Origin of the sequence: Bartonella sp. SD1336NMGDW (assembly GCF_042193565.1) — a bacterium.
GTDB lineage: Bacteria > Pseudomonadota > Alphaproteobacteria > Rhizobiales > Rhizobiaceae > Bartonella > Bartonella grahamii.
Window position 1 is genome coordinate 190,483 of sequence record NZ_JBHILW010000001.1, and the last position, 18,485, is coordinate 208,967.

An 18,485-nucleotide genomic window follows, 5' to 3' on the forward strand; every position below is an offset into this window, starting at 1 on the left:
ATCACTTCAAGGAGTTCCTATACATCGTTCTAAAGTACAGTATCTCATAAGTCCACCCACCAAGATCTTTTTAAGAAAATCCATTACACTTTCTAACAAAAAATACCTCATGTGTAAAGTTTTACATGAGTTTTCTATCTCTGCCTTAAACGATACTGTTTTACAGCACAACAAGAACGATAATAAATAGTGTTTCTAACACTCACACAAATGCGGTCGGTACACAAAAAATCTGGTGTAATGCACCTTCAAACCATTGACTTAAAGCTTGATCATAAATTAAACGACCTTTCAAATGTGCACAAGCAGGTTGAGCACCTTTTTCAGTCAATTTATGTGCCGAACGCACGACTAACCGTCGCATCATAGCACGTGTAAACTCAGCATGAAATTGCAAACCCCATGCATTGTTTCCATAACGAAAAGCTTGTGTAGGATATGTATGCCCTGTTGCCAAAAGCATTGCCTCTTTCGGTAAATCATAAATACCTTCATCATGAAAATGATAGACCATTTCTGGCCAATTCATCAATTCCTTCCCTTGAGGGGTTGCTTCTAGTGGATACCAGCCGACTTCAACAGTCCCATCACTTCTTGTACCAACGCGCCCCCCTAGATTTCGCGCTAACATTTGCGCTCCAAGACAAATACCCAAAAAAGGCTTATTTTCCTTCAGTGATAACGAAATCCAATCAATTTCCTCACCAATATAGGCTTCGCTGTCATTCACACTCATCGGCCCCCCTAAAATAACAACACCGGCATAATGCTCTAATGTATCAGGGAGTTTTTGTCCAAAAATAGGACGATAAATATCAAGAACAAAACCATTTTGTTGTAAAAATTTTCCTAAACGACCAGTATAGGTAGACCGCCGATGAATAACAACAGCAATCCTTGGTTTGTTATTTTTTTGTTTTTTATCAAGACATCTCTGATGTAAAAACATTTTTTAACCAATCACCTCTGCAACCAAGCAAAACTTCATTTTTAAAGCATAAGAGAATAATTTTATTGGACAAGACTAACGATATTTTTTCTTCTAGGTCAATTGTTTCTTCTGAGAAAACATTTGTATTATCACATTGGTGCAATTTAAAATAAACGAAATTTTTTCCTCGATAAAGATGTTTCTTCTTCTGTTTTCACCCCTGGATCATCAACATTTAAGTGAGTTTGACTGAACATTTTTACATCTTGTTCTTTTATATCTTGTTTCTCCACCTGCGCATTATGCAAAAGAGAATCGTCTATAGGTGTTAATTTTTTAAGCTTCTTATCTTCAACACCATCACTTTTCCCCATAACATACTCTTTGTCTTGCTTTTTCGGCACAATATTGTCCGCCTCTAATGTGAGAGAAGGCATACAGGGAGGCGCCTTCCATTCAAAACAGCCCAAACGTCCACTGATTGGAGAAACCGCTGACCAAGAAGAAAAAATGGACCCATCACACATCCATACTGGATCACGTTCAGCACGAAGTGCTAAAGAAAGCCATTGACGCACAGCACCTTGATTGTTTCCCTGTGCCTCTTCAATATCTGCCAACAATAAATAAACACTTTCCCGTGGATGATACTGTAATGCTTTTTTTGCCTGCTCTCTCGCTAATGCTGTTTCACCAGCATCTAAAGCTGCTTTAGCAATAAGGAAAGCCGATTCAAATGCATCTTTATTATAAGAAGCAAGTGTCTTAGCCCTTTTTAATCGCCCAATGGCTCCTTCTTCTCTTTCAAGATAAAGCGTCCCCAAATCAGGATGAGGATTCTTTTGCCAAGCCGCTATAATCATTTTATCCGCTTTACGCGTTTCATTTAACTTATAAAGAATATCAGCAGCAATAACTATTACTGGAACAAAATCAGGCGCCAATTTATGGGCTTTCAAAATGGCTTCACGTGCTTGTACAGGATGTGTATCAAACAAAGAAAGTGCCTGCCCACTTAATAGTAAAACCTGTATATGCTGCCGCTCTGGAGTCGCGCGAACAGAACGCGGGAGAGCTTTTTGCGTTCTCTCAAAAATAGTAAGTGCCTTATCCCATTTACCCTCAGTACTTAACCGATCAAGCACCGCCTGATGCGCCCATAAAAGTGCTGGCGATAAAGTCAGTGCCTCTTCGGCATATTGTTGCGCTGCCTCATAAGCTTTACTCTTCATCGCTTCACGAAACAAACCATAAAGTCCAACCAGTTTTGTTGGATCTTCCTTTCTCATCTCCTCATAAAGACCGATGGCCCGAACAGAGTTATTTTGTAAAGACAAGGTTTGCGCTTGTAAGAATTTTACCAATGGCTCTTGTTTTCCTGCAAGATATTTAGCAACCCGTGCTTCCATTTTTTGCGCAACCATACTATCACCAGCAAAAGTTGCAAGAATCCCCTTTGAAAGAGCTTCATAACCACGCTTTTGATGGCGTTTATAAAAATAATTGGAAAGAGCACTCGGTATGGAAAAAAAGAAAGACAATAACCACCATAAAAGCACCAGCGTTACAAAAAACAAAATAAGCACACTTAACACTGTAAGAAATGAAGCAGAAAATCTGAAATGCAAAAATGTGAGAACAAAAATACCATTGTGATTAGCAACCCACGTGAAAGCTAAACCGAGGATACAAACAACACAAATATAAATAAAAACACGTATCATCTTGGGCCTATTTACATCTTTGTTGCTTTAAAAGATCCTTGTTGCACAGACAATAACAATTGCTGCAACAACTGTTGAATAGCAATATGTCTTTCAAGCTGCTTAACAAAATCCATTGAAACATCTTTTGCACTTTGAGGCAATGATTGCCATTCGCTCAAAGCCTTTTCGTAATCACCAGCTTGAATGGCAACTTCCATGCGTGCCGCAATAGCCCCAAGCGTCATCCCTTCAACATTTCCAATCGGTCGCGAAACAATGAGCCCTTTTATCCATGCTAAAATTCGGTCAAAAAAACCAGCATCTGACGCAACAAGATTTTGCGTACCAACAATTGCATCGGCAACATGAGCAAAATCAACTGAAAGTTGTGCTGAACTTGGAAGACCCACAGTAGCTGTCTTTTGCAACACATCAAGTCCATCAATCGAAGGCGATAATTGCTGTAACAGCTTTAATTCATTATTATAAGATCCACCACGCTCTACAGCATTTTTTAATGAACTAATTGCGGTAAAGAGCGCGGTATCTATTTCTTTTTTCTCACTATTTTTAACAGCAGTTTCTTCTTGGATAGCTTCTAACTTTTGTTTTAACGCAGCAAGATCATTTGCATTGCTCTGCCCAACAGACAAAGCCGTCTCTATTTCTTTCGACTCTCTAACAAAAGTTTGTACAGTTTCTTCAAGAGCTTTTACTTTTTCCTCTAAAATTGCAAAAGCTTTTTTGCTTTCTTCTTTCGATAGTTCATCATTTTTCGTTGTTTTAAACTGTTGTGCTGAGAAAGAAGAAAACTCTGTTTTTAACATATCGATTTCTTGAAGTACCCGCCTCAATTGTTCCTTTGTGTCTTCACCTTGACTTTTTGCGGCTTCAGCAATCTGCAAAGCTTTTCCCCCCCCAACAGAATTTGCCACAAAAGGAGAAGGAAAAAAACCAGCCCATTGAAGCCCCATAAAAATTCCCAAAGCAATGAATCCTCCCAAAATCCCAGAAAGGGACAAGAAAAGCCAAGTTGTACTAGAGGTACTTTTATCCTGACCTTGTATATTCTGTTTTTCTCGCGCATGAGATTCTACAGAATTGTGGATTTTTTCCTCTGAATCATGGAGAACAGCTTCATGTTCAATAACTGGTTTCTTACGGCGCGTACCAGCATAATGTGGTTTAACTTTTGGTTTTGAAGAATCGACCATCTCTGTCACTTTTTGTGCACACTTTTTTTAATGATAAAATAATAAAATGAAAAAAGTTTTAAAAATGAAGCTTTTCTCAAATATCTTCGTTTGCTTTACATTCTTTTTATAAAGAGTATAACTTTATAAAAATTTTCCAAATCTCATTTTTCTCAATAATATTTACAATTATAGACTTTAATAGACAAGTTTTTAAAAACACATTTGCATTTTGTACTCAAAAATACAGCTTTATTTTTTAATCAACAATATCATGAAATTCAAAGAAAATACCAAAACACATATTTTTCATAGAAAAATCAATTCTAAGAGAAATACTTTGCATCTTTTTCTGTTCATGATACGCACACAGGAAAGAAGCTTCAATATAAGGTTTTGTTTAAAATGCGTCTTCTAGGAATAGAAACAAGTTGTGATGAAACGGCAGCGGCTGTCATTGAATATAACAATGAATCAAACAGCCGAATTCTTTCCAATGTTGTTTGGAGCCAAATTGATCACCATGCACCTTACGGTGGTGTTGTTCCTGAAATTGCTGCTCGTGCCCATGTTGAAGTTCTTGATCATTTAATTCTGCAAACACTAACAGAAGCAAACACAAAATTAAAAGATATTGATGGCATTGCAGCCACCAGTGGACCTGGTTTGATAGGAGGATTGTTGGTAGGCGTTATGAGCGCAAAAGCACTCTCTCTTGCCACTGGCAAACCATTTATTGCGGTAAATCACTTAGAGGGACATGCTTTAACAGCTGTCTTAACGCACAATGTCAGCTTTCCTTATTTATTACTTTTAGTTTCAGGGGGTCATACACAAACAATCATTGTTCATGGAGTAGGCAACTACCAACGTTTAGGAACCACCATTGATGATGCATTAGGAGAAGCCTTTGATAAAACTGCAAAACTTTTAGGTCTTCCTTATCCTGGTGGACCAGCACTTGAAAAAGCAGCTTTATTTGGTGATAAAAATCGCTTTCCCCTTCCACGACCTTTAAAAGGTGAAAAACGGTTAGATTTTTCTTTTTCCGGACTAAAAACTGCTGTTCGACAAGCCGCAACAGCCATAGCTCCTCTTACAGAAAATGATATTGCTGACATTGCCGCAAGTTTTCAAGCCGCCGTAACCGATACGATACATGATCGTATTCACCTAGCCCTACAACACTTTACCCACCAATATCCTCTCTCTCATAATCAAGGAAAGCGTTCTCCTGCTTTGGTTGTCGCGGGCGGTGTTGCCGCAAACCAAGCCATTCGTTCTACGTTGCAAGAACTTGCCCATCAACATGGTTTTGAATTTATAGCCCCTCCTCTTTCCTTGTGTACCGATAATGCTGCAATGATTGCTTTTGCCGGTGCACAAAAACTCGCACGAGGAGAAACAAGCTCTCTCGACATTGCACCCCGCTCACGCTGGCCATTAGATGAAAAAGCCACGCCCTTGATCGGAATGGGACGCCGTGGAACAAAAGCATAATAAAATTGACGTCCCCCCACACACACATCTTAAAAAACGAAGATTTCTACTCAATTCGGTCTATGGATAGTCCGAACTCTCTATCGAGCGGATTCCACCTGCTTCCCACTCACACAATTCACTTAACCCAAAGCTCGACACGCAAACCTAAATATTCACCACACATTCTAAAAAACTTTATGTTTCAAAAAACTGCCTTATATCATTACACTTCAAATGACGGTATTTTACAGCATTATAAGATCTACTCTCTCCCACAAAGTATAGATATGAATGCTATTCTTTGACCTCATCATCTTTGATCATCTATTCGTTTCATTGCCGTTGTGATCTTAAAACTTTTTAGAATCAATTTTCTTAATTTTCTCCAAAAAACTCTTATAGTGAACGCATTTCAAGCCATAGCTGAAAAGATAAGCAAAGAGCAAAATACCTTTATACAACGTGAAATATCAATGGATCGCGTTTCTCTGCTACACGTTATTTTGAAACAAGAAAAAACAGATTATGCCCGTTCTTTACCCCATTTTAAAAATCATCGTTGATGGTGTTACAAAGATGCTTATAAAAATACACATGATGAATGCATAACAGTCTATGAAAAAGGAGAACTCATGGCTTATTGGCTTTTTAAATCTGAACCCCACAAATGGTCATGGGAGATGCAAAAGAAAAAAGGAGTTAATGGCGAACAATGGGATGGTGTACGAAATTATCAAGCCCGTAATAATATGCGCGCCATGAAATATGGCGATAAAGGTTTTTTTTATCACTCAAATAAAGGTTTAGAAATTGTAGGTATTGTAGAAATATGTGCTGAAGCACACCCTGATTCTACAAGCTCTGATCCACGCTGGGAATGTGTGGATATCCGTGCACTTTGTGACATGCCAACATCTGTTTCATTAAAACAAATTAAAGCCAATCCCAAACTAGCAAATATGGTGCTGGTTAAAGCCAGCCGCTTATCAGTGCAACCCGTGACAGAAGATGAATGGAAAGAAGTCTGTTTGATGGGCAACCTTAAGAGGGAAATGCTTGTATCTTGAAACAATAATTTTTATTCATTAACTCATATAAAAAGATGCTTCATAGCATTGCACAAAAAACCTCTTTATGATGCATCTTTTCGGTATTGCTAAAGGCAAAGCTTACTCAACGATTATAATAAGCAACACCACGAACATCACACACAAAACCCCCTCGCACACAAATGCAACGAAAAAACAAAAATAACCGTGAAATTCTCCTAAACAGTGTATATGTGTTAAGTGTTGCACAGTTCTCTTCACGCTTAAAACACGCATCATATTGAGTGTTCATTGCTTTACATGTTGGATGAGACCCCTCATACCCCAGGATTATCTCATTCCCAACCTGTTTATATTGAATCAATCAAACGCTCTTTTTTTAATTTTCCTCTTTTAATTTTTCTTGCATGAAATCTCATTTTTCACGAAACTACTCTTTACCAATCAGTGCATCAACATGCCTATAAGGAAAAACATGAACCACTATACTCTTTTAATTGTTGAAGACGATGATCTACGCCCCGTTTTAGTAGAACAATTGCAAATGCATCAAGAGTTTGAAATTTTCCAAGCAAAAACAGCAGAAGAGGGAATGAAAATAATCCAAGAAGAAAATATTGATCTCGCTATTTTGGGACTTAAATTTCCTGATCTTGATGGTTTCAAAGCCGTGAAAAAATTACGCATCCAAGGATTTCGTGCCCCCATTATCATGATAACAAATCATGATACAGACAGCGATAATATTTTAGATCTTGAAACAGGCGCCAATGATTATGTGACAAAACCCTTTCGCTTTGCGGTGTTATTAGCGAGAATTCGAGCACAGTTGCGCCAATATGAACAAAATGAAGACACAACCTTTCATCTTGGCCCCTATACTTTTAAACTGAGACAAAAACTTCTTCTTGATCAATGCAACACTAAAATCTGTCTCACAGAAAAAGAAGCAGCAATTCTTAAGTGTCTCTATTATGCCAATGATAAAATTGTTAGCCGTGAAACATTGTTAGAACAAGTTTGGGGTTATAATGAAAATATTGTCACCCATACTTTAGAAACCCATATCTATCGTTTGCGACAAAAAATCGAAAAAGATCCCTCCAATGCACAAATTCTCATAACAGATCAAAATGGTTATCGTTTAAATCTTTAATTCGAGATTTACTGTTTCAAAAATAATTTTAATATCTTAAATGAAAACAAAAACGAGATGAAAAAAACCTTCACATATAATGTGCAAAAATTAAAATAAGAAAATCCTTCTATATTTGCAGTTCTTATGCCAATGGCAAAATGATTAATTATCTTTATAAATTAAAATATTTCGCACTTGTGGTGATAACGCAGGAATAAAAACACGTCGCGATTGACGACGCTGTACCAGCAACCCCTGATAAACACGTTTTTGTGCCTGACACATTAAGAGTCCGCCAAAATAAGGCAAAAGATAGCGTGCAAATGGCTCATAAAAAAATGAGAACAACCGCGAAACATAACCCGTAGAGGGCATATAATGTACAATTTCTTGTATTGGCCCAGAAACAAAATTTGTTTTTTCGAACAAACGAGTAATTTGTTGCCGACTATAAGGCTCGCCATAACCAAAGGGCGTAGTAATATTGCGCGCCCAAAAGCCAGAGCGATTAGGTACAATAACGATCAAGTGGCCATTGGGTGCTAAAACACGCCATATTTCATTCAATGTTTCAAATGAATTTTCTGTATATTCTAATGCATGTACCAATAAAATACAATCAACTGACGCATCAGGAAGCGGCAAATCTTCTTCAAAAACAAGCGCTGTAGCAACTTGCTCAGCACAAGGCCAAGGGAAAGCACCCTGAGCAGATGGCATAAAAGCAAAACATTGTTGGGCACGTTCACGCAATGTAGAAAGATAAGGAAGTGCATAACCCAACCCCATAATCCGTTTATCCGTAAGATCAGGCCACCATAAATTCAATTGGTCACACAGCGTCTTTTGCACACGCAGCCCAAGTGCAGAAGCATAAAAATCTTTCAGCGCAACGATATCCAACTCAACATACCATGTAGAAACAAATTTCAAACATTACAGATTTTCATATACCAAACTTATATGGACTTCTGCTCTTTTTCCGCAATAGCGAACATTTCAATATTTCATATTTTAAACTTAAATGATCAAAAAATCAGTACAGCAGGATGATTTTGCGTTACAAGCGCTTTAATCATTTTCTTGGAGATGAACCCCATAGAGATTCTTCATACACTATTTCTGACATCAATTAAGAAAAAAGCCAACACTGGTTAATTAAAATGAAGCAATCTTTCAAGATAGTTTTTTTCTTCTTCTGGAATATGCTCTTTACCAAGACGTTTGCGAATTTCATCCAAAATCTGCCGCGTACGCATTTGATCACTTTTTTGTGGTAGTGCCTCACCTTCTTGTTCTTCATCTGTTTTTGAAGAAAGTGGACGTCCTAACGGATCTTTAGGACCAGAATCAGCATTTTGATCATTTCCCGTTTCTTTGAGTGTTTCGCGCATTTTTTTCAAAACATTTTGTGCACCTTGCCTCAAAGATTCCAAAGCATCAGACTGATTTTGTATAGATACCTGATGATTTCCATTATCAAGAGCATTCTCCGCAGAATTCATTTTTTCTTCTGCCCTTTTCAATGCGCCCCCTGTTTCAAATCCTTGTTCTGATAATTCTTTTTCTAATGTTGATAATTCAGACTGCAATTCAGCTTGACGTTTTTTTAAAGATTTTTTCTGTGTTTCCGGCACATTTTCTCCGCGTTTTTGTTCCATCTCTAACTGATGTGTTTCATTGAGAATTTCTTGCTGACGACGCATTAAATCTCCAAGCTGGTCCATCTTTTCTTTCATTTGTGCAGATTGGCTTTTTTCTCCCTCATTTTGATTGCCTTTTTGCACATGCAAATGATCAAGCGTCTGTTCAACTTCCGCTAAGAGTTGTTCAGCTGCTAAAGAAGAGCCCGTTTTAGCCATTTCCTCAATTAAATTTAGCTTTTCTTGTAATGTAGCTTCAGAAAGATTAGGACTTTTTGAGCTTTTAGAATTTTTAGAAACTTGACTATCTTGTGCTTTTTCAGCCAAAGCACGAATATACTCATCCATAGCTTGACGTAAATCTGCCATAAGCCGTTCAATTTCTGCCGCTGAAGCACCGTAACGCAATGCATCACGTAAAGCAGCTTGAGCTTGTTTTAAATTTTTTTGCACGGATTCAAGCTGATTATCTTCAATACCCAAAGCAATTTGCCATAAATAATCCACCACACCACGCAAATCATCTTCTGTTTGTGCTAAAGAAAGTCTTGTCCACGCACTTTGTAGAACAAGAAAATGCTTTACATTTTGCAAACCTTTTTCTGGACGCACAAGCAAAGCAGAAAGCATATCCAATACACGCTCTCTCGCAGAAGCATCAAGCGCTAATAAACGACGCAATTCACTCACCGCACGCGCGACAGGATTTGAAAAAACGTGTTGCGGTAATGTCATAACAAAAGTTTTGCTACGCCCTTTCTGCCCCGCACCATCTTCTGCCACCAAAGTAATTTTGACTTGCGAACCTGCCCATGGATGCGCTGATATATCTTGCACCATCCGCATTTTTCCCTTTCCACCACGCGGAAGAAGAAGCTCTATTTCCGGAGCATTATAAAGAGAGGAAGCACTTTTATTCTGAGAAAGAAAAGGCTCTATTTCAACAAAAGCCTTTGTCACACCATAATCATCATCCACCACATATCGTAACTCTAATGATCCCGTTAAAATCCTCCCTGGTTTTTCCAGCCAATGAATTGTCGGAAGCGTGTCCTTAATCATCTGCAAATGCCACTGCTGTTTTTTACGACGTGATGATACAAATAAATTCATTGAATGCTTTAAATGTGTTTCAAAATGAGCGATTGGATCATTCAAAGCTGTTTGTTCCGTTTTCTCTGAAAACGAAACTTCCCTCCCATCTTCTACAGACTTTGCTTTTACTGTAACGCCAGCCCCATTGACAACACGCACAACAACATTACTCCCTTCAGGGATTTCTAGTTGTGTTTTCTCATCTTTTGTCAAATAAATCGGTGCCACACCGGTATAAGCAGGTGGTGTTACCCAAGCATCAATCCGCATGAATTTTTCATCAACAACAGGACGAAAATCAAAGGCATCAGCCAAACGCCCCCCTTGTGAACCAAAAGAAAAACTAAAAGCGCACACAAAAAGAAGAACACACAAAGCCCTCAAAGCCAAAGGATCATAATCCGCACTATTAAGAGAGATAAATCCAGTTTTTAAATGGTATAATTGTTTTGCCATTCGGCGTTGATGTTCACGCCAAATAACAGCACTAAAATCTTCATCATTTTCAGAACATAAACGATCTGTCTGAATATTCAAAGGCTGATGTCTAAGATCATTGACGCGTTCAAGACGGCAATTCACTTCCCGTATTGTGGGAAACCGAAAACGAACAAGAAAAAATAAACTCGCCCCAGCACAAACAAGTATAACCCCAAGTAAGAGCAAATGTGACCAATAGCCCAAAATGCCAAAAAGTCCCAACCAGCTAAACGAACAAAAGAGACTAACAACGAGGAAAAATGGCAACAACCGTACCCACATCCGTTCAAATGAAAGGATTCCCCACATCAAAATGCGCACACACAAAAGCTTCATTGCAAAGCCTTTGATGTTTTTATTTTTCATAAACAAGCATTTATCCCCTTTTATCGTGGTGCATTAAGATCATAAACCCCATACAAGACAATTTCTAGAAAATAAATTGTTTCATCAAAGTTTAGTAAAAATAAGACCAAAAACACTTAAGAATTCTCAACCCAATCAGGAATATGATCACATCCCATCAATTGAGCATAATCAAGACGTGGACGAATAACCGCATAACACGTATCTTGAACAAGAACTTCTGGGATCAAAAGTCGGCTATTATAAGTACTCGCCATCACAGCACCATAAGCTCCAGCTTGCGTAATTGCTAAAAGATCACCGGGTGCCAAAATCGGCAAGTAACGATCTAGTGCTAAATAATCGCCAGTCTCACAAACAGAACCAACAATATCTGCACGAATAAGGGGAGCATCTTTTGCTGCTTGTTTCACAAGGACGACATTCTGCCAAGCATCATAAAGCGTTGGACGCATCAGATCATTCATCGCCGCATCTACAATAACAAAATTCCGCCCTTGTCCCCTTTTTAAATAGAGAACAGATGTCATCAGTACACCAGCTTGTCCCACAATGCTCCGCCCCGGCTCCACAACAATATTAATCCCTAAAGGAGCAATATATTTCTTTACCAGCGCAGCATAATCAAAAGGAGAAGGTACAGTATGTTGTTCACAACCATAGGCAATACCAAGCCCACCACCAATATCTATATGCGTTATTGCATAGCCATCGCTCCACAATTGACGCACACAATCTGCAATAAGAAGGAATGCTTCTTCAAATGGCTTTAAATCACAAATCTGACTGCCAATATGCATATCAATACCGCAAACCTGCAATCCAGGTAAAGAGTCCGCTTTTTTATAAGCCTCTCTTGCCAACAACAATGGAATACCAAATTTATTTTCAGATTTTCCTGTTGTAATTTTCTTATGGGTCTTTGCATCAACATCTGGATTAATGCGCAATGAAACACGTGCTATCTTTGAAAGCGCAACAGCACGTTGAGATAACTGTTCAAGTTCCGGCTCTGATTCAACGTTAAAACAATAAATATCCTGTGCAAGAGCAAAATCTATCTCTCTCATGGTTTTACCAACACCAGAATAAACAATACGATGTGCCGGAATACCAACAGCAAGGGCACGCCGTAATTCCCCTTCTGAGACCACATCAGCTCCCGCTCCATTGTTCGCTAAAAGCCGTAAAACTGCTTGATTAGAATTGGCTTTAACCGCATAAGCAAGCAGACTAGGCATCCCTTGAAAAGCCTTTTTATAGTCTTTAAAACGTGTAACCAATGCATTGGCGGAATAACAATAAAAAGGAGTCCCCACCTCCTGCGCAAGAACAGCAAGTGAACAACCCTCAGCATGAAGCATACCTTGATAGTAAGAGAAAAAATCCACACTTTCCTCCTACTTTATCAAACGATCAAGAATAAAAGGTTTATCATCTTCACTTTGAGCAACAGATGTTCCTTGCACAGACTTTTCCACACTTGTAAGAGGCATTTCCAATGACCCTTTACGCCCACACCCAGCAACACAAACGCCTCCTAAAAGGACAATCATCAACCCCTTTAATATAATTTTCATCTGTCCTCTTTCCTCATCTCGATCTCTTTTTTACCTTTAAAATACAATCACTCAAGCGTTCACAAGACACTTTTTCCAATACGCAATTTGCCGAAGAACCTCTGAAGGTGCTGTTCCCCCAAAGCTTTTGCGACTTTCAACAGATTTTTCAACGGTCAAAACATCAAAAAGTGTCGCATTGATATCAGGACAAATTGCTTGAAGTTCATCTAATGATAAATCCTGAAGGCGACACTGTTTTTTTTCTGCCAATGCCACAGCACACCCTGTGATATGATGTGCTTCGCGAAAAGGAATCCCTAAATTGCGTACAAGCCAATCAGCAAAATCTGTAGCTGTTGCATAGCCAGAATCAGCGGCTTGTTTCATAACTTCTTTATTAACTTTCAAATCAGCAATCATCCCTGTCATTGCTGCTAGTGATAATTCCAAACTCAAAGCCCCATCAAACACATATTCCTTATCTTCTTGCATATCCTTTGAATAAGCAAGGGGTAACCCTTTCATCACCGTTAACAACCCCATCAATGCGCCATTCAACCGTCCCACTTTAGCCCGCACAAGTTCGGCAGCATCAGGATTTCGCTTTTGCGGCATAATAGACGAACCCGTTGAAAAAGCATCTGATAAACGAATAAAATAAAACTGTTCACTTGACCAAAGAATTATTTCTTCTGCTAAACGTGAAAGATGCGTTGCACAAAGAGCGCCAGCGCTTAAAAATTCTAAGGCAAAATCACGATCCGAAACACTATCAATCGAATTGCGTGTAGGTTCTCGAAAGCCTAACGCTTTTGCTGTCATAAAACGGTCAATTGGAAAGCCTGTACCTGCTAAAGCAGCCGCCCCTAAAGGCGATTCATTCATGCGCTCAAGAGCATCACGCATCCGCGATAAATCGCGACCAAACATTTCAACATAAGCCATCATATAATGGCCAAATGTTACCGGTTGTGCTGATTGTAAATGCGTAAAGCCTGGCATAAAGGTATCAACATGTTGTTCTGCTCGAATAAGCAATTGCTCTATCAATCCTTTTAAAGCTTGTGCTATCTTTTGCGTTGCTTCACGCACCCACAAGCGAAAATCAACAGCAACTTGATCATTGCGTGAGCGAGCCGTATGCAAACGCCCTGCTACAGGACCAATCAATTCGCTCAGCCGCGCTTCAATATTCATATGAATATCTTCAAGCTTTCGTGAAAAAACAAATTTACCGTCTTCAATTTCTTGGCGAATAAGTTTCAAACCATGAACAATTTTTTCATAATCTGATTGTGAAATGATTTTCGTTTGCGCTAACATAGCCGCATGAGAAAGGGAACCTTCAATATCTTGTCGATAAAGTTTTTGATCAAAATCAATAGAGGCATTAATTTCTTCCATAATTGCAGCAGGACCTGCCGCAAACCGACCACCCCACATTTGGTTCTTTAACTTCTCATCTGTCATATTCTGAAAACACCTATTTAAAGGACAAAATTATGATTTTTCAAATTTTCATCAGCGAAAAAAACAATAAAAAAAGGCAATTCTCCCTTGCTTTCTTTATCATTGCATTGAGTTTATACGCAACCATAAACTACGATACCAAAAGAGAGTCTTTTCTTTTCAATTTCATTTCAGCAGCACAAGCACAAAAAATAAACATTGATAAAGCACGAGCAGAAAAAATGATGGCGATCCGAAAAGCAGCAAAAGGCTTTTTTAGCCACATAAGATTTGCTGATACGCCCTCAGATATGAAGAAACTCTCTTTCAAGGACATTCGAGGAAAAGAGCGCACACTCAGCGAATTTACTGGAAAACCGATGCTGGTCAATCTATGGGCTATTTGGTGTGCACCTTGCCGCACAGAAATGCCAGAACTTGCGCAATTAAAACATGAATTAGGTGGAGAAAACTTTGATGTCATAGCTATTAATATCGATAAAACTGCTTCTCCTGAAAAAATTCAGCAATTTTTACAGAATATTCATGCGGATAATTTGCTTTACTATCGCGATGAAACAATGGATATTTTCAACAATGTTAGAAAACAGGGGCTTGCTTTAGGACTCCCCATTACATTTCTCATCGATAAAGAGGGATATCTCATTGCTTCCTTCAATGGTGCAGCTCCATGGGCCAATGACGATGCCAAAGCACTTATAAAAGCTGTTATAAAAGAAGCCCTATAACCTAATAACCGCTTCTTTTTAAACGTTGTATAACAAGATCCAGTGCTGACAAAAAGGCAGAACGGTCTTTACGAGAAAAAGGACGGGGACCACCTATTATACTGCCCTGTCCACGCAAATCTTCCATCAAATTGCGCATCGCCAAAGCCTGACCAATTGAATTTACATCAAAAATACGCCCCGTTGGCGAAAGACAAAAACCCCCAGCTTGCACAACCCGTGCTGCTAAAGGAATATCACTGGTAATAACGATACTTGCCTCATGCACATGTTCTACGATCCAATCATCAGCACAATTGAATTCACCAGCAACGACCACTCTTTCAATGAGTGCTTCATCTGGAAGGGAAAAAAAACGATTTGCCACAACAAATGTCTTAAGCTGATAACGATTCATCACACGATAAACTTCATCTTTTACAGGACAAGCATCCGCATCAATCAACAAAGTAATAGCAGGCTTTATTGGGATATTCATACCTTGGCTTTCACGCAATAGTTAAGTTCTTTCATCCATCTGAATGTTGCAAATGCTTGCGATAAAACATTATCGCCGCGTTTATTTCTCCTCCCAAAATAAAAATTGCACTCAAGATGTAAAGAAAAATAATAGCAACCATAATAGATGCTAACCCTGCATAGGTAGAAATATAATCAAACATTGTCAAATATTGTGCAAAAGCAATTGAAGCCATAAACCATACAAACATTGTCAGTACAATTCCTGGTAAAATATCTATAAACTTCCGCCGCTCTGCTGGTAGCCATTTATGCACAATCAAAAGACTTACAAAGAGAACAACCGCTGCGATTATGTAACGCCATAGACGAATGACACCGATATATTCTGTAATGAAAAAAGAATGATTTTGCATAATCTTGATAAGCAGAGGTGTTAAAATCAACAAAACGCTGATCACAATAAGACCAACAGCTCCAAGAATCACAAAAAACAAACTTTGAAAACGACAAAACAACAAGCTACGCCGATCAACAACACGATAAGCTCTATTTAAAGCTGTACGTAACGCCTCTACCCCATTAGAGGCAAAATAAGCCGCTCCAATGACAGAAACTGTCAACACTCCCCCCCGCTGTATGGTTAAAACATTGATAATTTCCTGAGATAAAGGCTCTGCAATGACATCTGGTAATAACTGCACCAAAGCTTTGATTTTTTGCGGTGTATATGTAAAAGCACCAAGAAAACTGGCAAGAGAAGTTCCAAAAATAAAAAAAGGAAAAAATGCTAAAAGCCCAGAGAGCGCGACATGGCTTGCAAAAGCACTCCCATTATCACGCCAATAATGGCTTACTGCGTCAACAAGGATACGATAGCTATACCTAAAGATATTTCTTAACAAATCTCTATACTTTCTGGTAAAACTCTTCCTCTGTCTATTTCAAGCTTTATAAAAATCATCAAAACTCTGCAAACAAACATCTTCCGATGTTGTAATATAAAGGGCAATAATCAACACGGTCAAGCCTGACTTTATACTAAAACAAAAACAACAACCCACTATATGAAATTCTACAACGACTTCATTTTTTTGTCTCTTCTATAGATCAGTAACCTCTTCTGTACATCATATGCCCTATAGAGAGTTAAGCACGATAATCTTGCACACATAAAACCTTTTGAAGTCATAGTTATCTGTATCGAAGCAATCGCCACTCTTTTTTATTGCCATCTATGACTGAATAAAGAAAAAACTTCTTATCGATTTCTAGAAAAAACCAATGAAATTCAACAAAAAAACCTTGCTTTTATTCACCCTTTTTTAGAAACACTCTGACGTCCAAAATCAGGAGCATCAATTTCCTGTCCAGCATCAATAATATTGCGACGTACAGCACGCGTACGTGTAAAAAAGTTAAACAATGTCTCACCATCTCCTAAACGAATTGCCTGCTCTAAAAAAGCAAGCCCCTCACTAAAACGGCTCAACATTTCTAAAATAGCATCCTTATTATGCAAACAAATATCGCGCCACATAACGGGATCAGAAGATGCTAAACGTGTAAAATCACGAAAACCGGAAGCGGAATAAGCAATGACTTCTGAATTTGTTACTTTTTCTAAATCACTCGCTGTCCCAACAGTATTATAAGCAATCAAATGCGGCAAATGCGAAACAATAGCCAAAACAAGATCATGATGTTTAGGATCCATCTTTTCGACACGCGCACCACAAGCTTCCCAAAACGCTGTTAATTGTGCGACAGCAGCAGCATCACTCTCAGCAAAAGGCGTTAAAATACACCAACGATTCATAAATAAATCAGCAAAACCAGCATCTGGTCCTGAATATTCCGTTCCAGCAATTGGATGCCCTGGAATAAAATGAACTGTTTTTGGCAATAAAGGTGCCATTTCCGCAATAACCAACGCTTTCGTAGAACCAACATCACTCACAATCGCTCCAGGTTTTAAATGATCACGAATGTTTTTTGCTACTTCTGCACTAGCCCCAACAGGAACAGAAAGAATAACCAAATCTGCTCCTTCAACAGCTTTTGCATTATCTGTCGTATAAAAGTCCCCAAGCTCCAATTCGCGCGCTCTTTTCAAGGTTTCTGAACGACGTGTTGCAATAGAAATTTGAGCCGCAAGATTTTTCTTTTTAATAACTCTTGCTAAAGAAGATCCAATCAGACCGATTCCAATGAGTGCTATTTTTTCAAATTGAATATGGCGCATCTTTCACCTTCAAAGATTCTTTGCAAATGGCAATAAAAACAATTGTAAAATCATAATTTTCCTGTCTGTTTGTTCAAGAGTTATGCGTAAAACATTAAAAAACGACAACTAGGAAATAAAGAATAACGCAGTTTACCAATCATCACCTGCGCAAGCTGACAACAGATCATTTTACCTAGAAAATACATTAAAAATAAATGACGAGAAATCTAACATCACGCTCTAAAACTCCCACTTAATTACTGATCAAAGCGCATCACTGAAACAAAAATTAAATGCACTCTCAATTAAGATAACAACGACTCTACATAAAATCTCATCAATTTACTTTATCTTACTAAATCTTACTAATTTACTCACAAAAAACACATCAAAAGCGTAAGCAGACACCAACTCTTTCCAAATTATCCCAATACGTTCATTAATTTGTACATCAGACCTATATAAGAATGTATTACGCCTCCACCTACAACATCAACACAAGTTTTATGAATATTGAAAACACCGTAAAATAACGCATACAAAAAATACCATTAAAAACATTTTCCTCTCCCGATTCCTGATACCGTAAATCAAACAAATATGAGAAAAACACGCTCTCTCAATAAAGAAAAAGTTTGATAACAAAACACCGAATATCCCTTTAATGGAGCCATACCCCTCACGTAAAACAAAGCGCCCTAAACAGGATAGATTTGGATTGCAAATTCATGCGTTTGTTTTAAAAAGACATCTCTCTCCCCAGCCTATCTCACGACAGTGTTTGTAAATGTTATAACTATAAATCCATTAAGCACGACCCTCTTCACACTTAATAAAACACTATCATTATATTTGCCTACCTCCAATGTTGCAAAAACCCTTGGAATTTGAGAGCATTCATAAGAGGCATTTTTAGTGCTTTCTTGCACAGTTTTTATCCACACGCCCCCACTTAT

At 38.4% G+C, this 18,485-nt stretch carries 15 protein-coding genes; 4 read left to right on the forward strand and 11 right to left on the reverse strand.

Going from position 1 to position 18,485, the window contains the following annotated elements; translation table 11 throughout:
* Positions 1-202: 202 nt before the first annotated feature.
* The 3 genes from ACFIKH_RS00855 to ACFIKH_RS00865 all read right to left on the reverse strand — a co-directional run bounded on the left by ACFIKH_RS00855 (position 203) and on the right by ACFIKH_RS00865 (position 3,851).
* Positions 203-949, reverse strand: coding sequence for a glutamine amidotransferase (locus ACFIKH_RS00855; RefSeq protein WP_375626031.1), 747 nt, complete (start codon positions 947-949; stop codon positions 203-205).
* A 146-nt stretch (positions 950-1,095) separates the two neighbouring features.
* Positions 1,096-2,655 carry a heme biosynthesis protein HemY gene (locus tag ACFIKH_RS00860; RefSeq protein WP_375670761.1) on the reverse strand — a complete coding sequence of 520 codons (1,560 nt, stop codon included), beginning with the start codon at positions 2,653-2,655 and terminating at the stop codon, positions 1,096-1,098.
* Positions 2,656-2,666: 11 nt separating this feature from the next.
* Positions 2,667-3,851 carry a COG4223 family protein gene (locus ACFIKH_RS00865; protein ID WP_375653482.1) on the reverse strand — a complete coding sequence of 395 codons (1,185 nt, stop codon included), beginning with the start codon at positions 3,849-3,851 and terminating at the stop codon, positions 2,667-2,669.
* A 384-nt stretch (positions 3,852-4,235) separates the two neighbouring features.
* On the opposite strand from ACFIKH_RS00865, the gene tsaD reads away from it, so the two are divergent.
* The 3 genes from tsaD to ACFIKH_RS00880 all read left to right on the forward strand — a co-directional run bounded on the left by tsaD (position 4,236) and on the right by ACFIKH_RS00880 (position 7,517).
* Positions 4,236-5,330: a tRNA (adenosine(37)-N6)-threonylcarbamoyltransferase complex transferase subunit TsaD gene (tsaD, locus tag ACFIKH_RS00870; RefSeq protein ID WP_375670762.1), complete on the forward strand. Its 1,095-nt coding sequence runs from the start codon at positions 4,236-4,238 to the stop codon at positions 5,328-5,330.
* Positions 5,331-5,944: 614 nt separating this feature from the next.
* On the forward strand, positions 5,945-6,379 hold the full coding sequence (locus ACFIKH_RS00875) for an EVE domain-containing protein (protein ID WP_375626040.1): 435 nt from the start codon (positions 5,945-5,947) through the stop codon (positions 6,377-6,379).
* A gap of 457 nt (positions 6,380-6,836) precedes the next feature.
* Positions 6,837-7,517, forward strand: coding sequence for a response regulator transcription factor (locus ACFIKH_RS00880; protein ID WP_375626042.1), 681 nt, complete (start codon positions 6,837-6,839; stop codon positions 7,515-7,517).
* A gap of 144 nt (positions 7,518-7,661) precedes the next feature.
* On the opposite strand, the gene ACFIKH_RS00885 is transcribed toward ACFIKH_RS00880, so the two are convergent.
* From ACFIKH_RS00885 to argH, 5 genes are all read right to left on the reverse strand, one after another.
* On the reverse strand, positions 7,662-8,432 hold the full coding sequence (locus tag ACFIKH_RS00885) for a class I SAM-dependent methyltransferase (RefSeq protein WP_375626043.1): 771 nt from the start codon (positions 8,430-8,432) through the stop codon (positions 7,662-7,664).
* Between the two features lie 221 nt (positions 8,433-8,653).
* Positions 8,654-11,083, reverse strand: coding sequence for a TIGR02302 family protein (locus tag ACFIKH_RS00890; protein WP_375626045.1), 2,430 nt, complete (start codon positions 11,081-11,083; stop codon positions 8,654-8,656).
* Between the two features lie 116 nt (positions 11,084-11,199).
* Complete coding sequence (lysA, locus tag ACFIKH_RS00895) at positions 11,200-12,474, reverse strand: diaminopimelate decarboxylase (RefSeq protein ID WP_375626342.1); 1,275 nt, start codon at positions 12,472-12,474, stop codon at positions 11,200-11,202.
* 9 nt (positions 12,475-12,483) lie between these two features.
* Positions 12,484-12,663 carry an LPS translocon maturation chaperone LptM gene (locus tag ACFIKH_RS00900; RefSeq protein WP_375626049.1) on the reverse strand — a complete coding sequence of 60 codons (180 nt, stop codon included), beginning with the start codon at positions 12,661-12,663 and terminating at the stop codon, positions 12,484-12,486.
* A 51-nt stretch (positions 12,664-12,714) separates the two neighbouring features.
* A complete protein-coding gene (argH, locus tag ACFIKH_RS00905; protein WP_375670764.1) occupies positions 12,715-14,115 on the reverse strand; it encodes an argininosuccinate lyase in 1,401 nt (466 codons plus the stop codon).
* A gap of 32 nt (positions 14,116-14,147) precedes the next feature.
* Between argH and ACFIKH_RS00910 the strand changes: the two genes are divergently transcribed.
* Positions 14,148-14,843, forward strand: a complete 696-nt coding sequence (locus ACFIKH_RS00910; protein WP_375626052.1) for a TlpA disulfide reductase family protein — start codon at positions 14,148-14,150, stop codon at positions 14,841-14,843.
* Position 14,844: 1 nt separating this feature from the next.
* Here the strand turns inward: ACFIKH_RS00910 and ACFIKH_RS00915 are convergent, their stop codons facing one another.
* The 3 genes from ACFIKH_RS00915 to ACFIKH_RS00925 form a co-directional block, all read right to left on the reverse strand.
* A complete protein-coding gene (locus tag ACFIKH_RS00915; protein WP_375649209.1) occupies positions 14,845-15,321 on the reverse strand; it encodes a YaiI/YqxD family protein in 477 nt (158 codons plus the stop codon).
* Positions 15,322-15,352: 31 nt separating this feature from the next.
* Positions 15,353-16,207 carry a YihY/virulence factor BrkB family protein gene (locus ACFIKH_RS00920; protein ID WP_375626054.1) on the reverse strand — a complete coding sequence of 285 codons (855 nt, stop codon included), beginning with the start codon at positions 16,205-16,207 and terminating at the stop codon, positions 15,353-15,355.
* Between the two features lie 410 nt (positions 16,208-16,617).
* Positions 16,618-17,547, reverse strand: coding sequence for a prephenate/arogenate dehydrogenase family protein (locus ACFIKH_RS00925; protein WP_375626056.1), 930 nt, complete (start codon positions 17,545-17,547; stop codon positions 16,618-16,620).
* Positions 17,548-18,485: the final 938 nt, after the last annotated feature.

What these genes read in the sequence shown, in the direction of transcription:
- ACFIKH_RS00855 (WP_375626031.1), bottom strand. Translation starts at nt 949, where the DNA reads ATGTTTTTACATCAGAGATGTCTTGATAAAAAACAAAAAAATAACAAA.
- ACFIKH_RS00860 (WP_375670761.1), bottom strand. Translation starts at nt 2,655, where the DNA reads ATGATACGTGTTTTTATTTATATTTGTGTTGTTTGTATCCTCGGTTTA.
- ACFIKH_RS00865 (WP_375653482.1), bottom strand. Translation starts at nt 3,851, where the DNA reads ATGGTCGATTCTTCAAAACCAAAAGTTAAACCACATTATGCTGGTACG.
- tsaD (WP_375670762.1), top strand. Translation starts at nt 4,236, where the DNA reads ATGCGTCTTCTAGGAATAGAAACAAGTTGTGATGAAACGGCAGCGGCT.
- ACFIKH_RS00875 (WP_375626040.1), top strand. Translation starts at nt 5,945, where the DNA reads ATGGCTTATTGGCTTTTTAAATCTGAACCCCACAAATGGTCATGGGAG.
- ACFIKH_RS00880 (WP_375626042.1), top strand. Translation starts at nt 6,837, where the DNA reads ATGAACCACTATACTCTTTTAATTGTTGAAGACGATGATCTACGCCCC.
- ACFIKH_RS00890 (WP_375626045.1), bottom strand. Translation starts at nt 11,083, where the DNA reads ATGAAAAATAAAAACATCAAAGGCTTTGCAATGAAGCTTTTGTGTGTG.
- ACFIKH_RS00900 (WP_375626049.1), bottom strand. Translation starts at nt 12,663, where the DNA reads ATGAAAATTATATTAAAGGGGTTGATGATTGTCCTTTTAGGAGGCGTT.
- argH (WP_375670764.1), bottom strand. Translation starts at nt 14,115, where the DNA reads ATGACAGATGAGAAGTTAAAGAACCAAATGTGGGGTGGTCGGTTTGCG.
- ACFIKH_RS00910 (WP_375626052.1), top strand. Translation starts at nt 14,148, where the DNA reads ATGATTTTTCAAATTTTCATCAGCGAAAAAAACAATAAAAAAAGGCAA.
- ACFIKH_RS00915 (WP_375649209.1), bottom strand. Translation starts at nt 15,321, where the DNA reads ATGAATATCCCAATAAAGCCTGCTATTACTTTGTTGATTGATGCGGAT.
- ACFIKH_RS00925 (WP_375626056.1), bottom strand. Translation starts at nt 17,547, where the DNA reads ATGCGCCATATTCAATTTGAAAAAATAGCACTCATTGGAATCGGTCTG.